At 67.7% G+C, this 2,994-nt stretch carries 4 protein-coding genes; 2 read left to right on the forward strand and 2 right to left on the reverse strand.

Going from position 1 to position 2,994, the window contains the following annotated elements; all coding sequences use genetic code 11:
• Positions 1-406: response regulator (locus JWQ05_RS06715; RefSeq protein WP_299656468.1), on the reverse strand; the 406-nt coding region annotated here is incomplete at its 3' end.
• Between the two features lie 237 nt (positions 407-643).
• The gene (locus JWQ05_RS06720; protein WP_299656470.1) at positions 644-1,180 is read right to left on the reverse strand and encodes a DUF2244 domain-containing protein; all 537 of its coding nucleotides are present in this window, start codon (positions 1,178-1,180) and stop codon (positions 644-646) included.
• A 20-nt stretch (positions 1,181-1,200) separates the two neighbouring features.
• Between JWQ05_RS06720 and nth the strand changes: the two genes are divergently transcribed.
• Both nth and purC read left to right on the forward strand, forming a co-directional pair.
• Positions 1,201-1,935 carry an endonuclease III gene (nth, locus tag JWQ05_RS06725; RefSeq protein ID WP_299656472.1) on the forward strand — a complete coding sequence of 245 codons (735 nt, stop codon included), beginning with the start codon at positions 1,201-1,203 and terminating at the stop codon, positions 1,933-1,935.
• Between the two features lie 223 nt (positions 1,936-2,158).
• Positions 2,159-2,953, forward strand: a complete 795-nt coding sequence (gene purC, locus JWQ05_RS06730) for a phosphoribosylaminoimidazolesuccinocarboxamide synthase (RefSeq protein WP_299656474.1) — start codon at positions 2,159-2,161, stop codon at positions 2,951-2,953.
• Positions 2,954-2,994: the final 41 nt, after the last annotated feature.

The following is a 2,994-nucleotide window of genomic DNA, read 5'->3' on the forward strand; positions in this document are numbered from 1 at the left end:
GGTCGCCGACGCGGTAGGCGGTGGCCTCGGTTGTCCCGCCGGGACTCGCGCGCCGCCGCGCCAGGACCTCGGCCCGGGCGAGCAGTTCCGAAAAGGCGTAGGGCTTGGGCAGGTAATCGTCGCCCCCCGCCCGAAGCCCCTTCACGCGGTCGTCGACCTGACCGAGGGCGGACAGGATGAGGATGGGCGTCGTCACGCCCTGTTCCCGCAGGGAGCGGATCAGCGACAGGCCGTCGAGTTTGGGCAACATGCGGTCGACGATGAGCGCGTCGTAGTCGCCCTCGCGCGCCAGCGCGTAGCCGTCGAGCCCGTCGGTGGCGTGGTCGGGGACGTGACCGGCCTCGCGAAAGGCCTTGACCAGATAGGCGACCGCCTCACGGTCGTCCTCGATGATGAGCAGGCGCATGGGAGCGAGTGATAGGGCCTCGCCTGCGCTTGCGAAACCGGCCTTTTCGCCGATGCCCATTCGACCTCCTGCCCTCGCGTTCGAGGCGGAAAGCCTAGGGGATCACACTTTGCGCGAGGCTGGCCGGTTCATGACGGATTGGTCATGTCCGGGAGGGCTCGGCCGACCGGTCGTGGCGCAGTCCGAACGCTCCGCGAGGGCGGCGTGGGCAGCGACACCGAGGCTCGAACCGTCCGCTCAGTACCCCTTCTTCACCTTCGCCAGGGCCCGGGTCAGGCCGTCGGCGATCACTTCCCGCTCCGGGGGCGAGGCGTCGCGGGCGACCACCACGAATTCGCGGCGCGAGACGAGGGTCAGGGTCTGCATCCCATACTCATCGTCCTCGACCTTGGTGAGCTTTGTCCAAAGCGGGTTGAAGCGCCATTCCCGGCGCTCGCCGCGATGGGTGACCCGGGCCAGCATCACTTCGATCGGCGAGATCACCACTTCCTCGAACGAGCGGCCGCGCCGGAAGCTGACCTTCAGCGCCGCGTAGAGCGCGAGCATGTCGAGGCCGAAGAAGCCGGCCACGGGCCAGTAGCCGGCCCGGACGCAGGCGATGGAGGTGACGAGGGAGACGGCGCAGCACAGCACCATGACGATGCGGAAGCCGTCATGGCTCAGGGATTGGTGCGGCCGGATGGTCGCCTGGAAGACCGGCCGATCCATGCTGTCGGGATCGAGGCCGTCCGGGTGCAGGCCTGTCGCAGAGACGTGATGATTGCCGCTCGCCATCGACGCAATATAACGCGGGGATGCGCAGCCGACAGCCGACCAAACCGCGGAAATCGCCGATCTCCGCCCGCCTCGCCGCGCCGATCGTCGCAGCCGCCGAAGCCCCGCCTGACGCGGTCGGCCCCGAGACGGTGGCCGAGATCTTTTCGCGGTTGTCCGGGGCGAATCCGGAGCCGCGCGCCGAGCTCGAGTTCCAGAATCCCTTCACGCTGCTGGTCGCCGTGGTGCTGTCGGCCCAGGCTACGGACCGCAGCGTCAACCTCGCCACCGCCCCACTGTTCGCGATCGCCGATACGCCGCAGGCCATGCTGGCGCTGGGCGAGGAGCGGGTGCGCGACTTCATCCGCACCATCGGGCTGTTCAACACCAAGGCGAAGAACGTCATCGCGCTCTCGCGCATCCTGGTCGAGCGGCACGGGGGCGAGGTGCCGCGGGCGCGGGAGGATCTCGAAGTGCTGCCCGGCGTCGGCACCAAGACCGCGAGCGTGGTGCGCAACGTCGCCTTCGGCGAGGAGACCATCGCGGTCGACACCCACATCTTCCGGGTCTCGAACCGCATCCCCCTCGTGCGCGCTCCCACCACGGACAAGGTCCAGGCCGGCCTGGAGGCCATCGTCCCAGGCCCCTACCGGCTCAACGCCCATCACTGGCTGATCCTGTTCGGGCGCTACATCTGCAAGGCCCGCAAGCCCGAGTGCTACCGCTGTCCGATCGCCGATCTCTGCCGCTTTCCGGCCAAGACGCCGGCTCCCTGACCGGCGCGGGCCCGGCCGCCGCATCCCGGCGTTCCAGCCCGCGTACGGCGCGGCGCACCCCAGCCCTCCGGGCTAACGCGTTGTGCTGCCAGCCTGCTTCGGGTAGTTTGCGCCACGGTCGGGGAGGCTTTCGGCGTACAGACGTGTCTCTCGGCCCGGCCTCCTCACGAGTGGCCGCCACGCCGCGGATTCCGCATCGTCCAGTCCGAAGGAGTCACGGCCCATGGACTTCCTCAAACCACGGTACACGCCTATGAACCGCCGCCGTCGCATCTACGAGGGCAAGGCGAAGGTCCTCTACGAGGGTCCGGAGCCGGGAACGCTCATCCAGCACTTCAAGGATGATGCCACCGCCTTCAACGCGCAGAAGCACGAGGTCATCGACGGCAAGGGCGTGCTGAACAACCGGATCTCGGAATTCGTCTTCTCGCACCTGAACGACATCGGCGTGCCGACCCACTTCATCCGCCGCCTCAACATGCGCGAGCAGTTGATCCGCGAAGTCGAGATCATCCCCCTCGAAGTGGTGGTGCGCAACGTCGCCGCCGGCTCGCTCGCCACCCGCCTCGGCCTCGAAGAAGGCACGCAGCTGCCGCGCTCGATCATCGAGTTCTACTACAAGAACGATGCGCTGAACGATCCCATGGTGTCGGAAGAGCACATCACGGCCTTCGGCTGGGCGACCCCGCAGGAGATCGACGACATCATGGCCCTGGCGATCCGAGTCAACGATTTCCTGTCCGGGCTCTTCCTCGGCGTCGGCATCCGCCTCGTGGACTTCAAGATCGAGACCGGCCGCCTCTGGGAAGGCGACATGATGCGGATCGTCGTCGCCGACGAAATCTCCCCTGATTCGTGCCGGCTCTGGGACATCAAGTCTTCGGACAAGCTGGACAAGGATCGTTTCCGCAAGGATCTCGGCGGCCTGATCGAGGCCTACACAGAGGTGGCCAAGCGCCTCGGGATCATGTCCGAGAACGAGAAGGTGCAGACGGGCGGACCTCGGCTCGTCCAGTAGGCGCTCGGCGCTAGGGGCGCGGCGCCCGAGGCCGGTGGTCG

The organism is Methylobacterium sp., assembly GCF_028290105.1.
Classification (GTDB): Bacteria; Pseudomonadota; Alphaproteobacteria; order Rhizobiales; family Beijerinckiaceae; genus Methylobacterium.

Excerpts from the sequence above, each read along its gene's own strand:
- JWQ05_RS06720 (WP_299656470.1), bottom strand. The coding sequence starts at position 1,180 with ATGGCGAGCGGCAATCATCACGTCTCTGCGACAGGCCTGCACCCGGAC.
- nth (WP_299656472.1), top strand. The coding sequence starts at position 1,201 with ATGCGCAGCCGACAGCCGACCAAACCGCGGAAATCGCCGATCTCCGCC.
- purC (WP_299656474.1), top strand. The coding sequence starts at position 2,159 with ATGGACTTCCTCAAACCACGGTACACGCCTATGAACCGCCGCCGTCGC.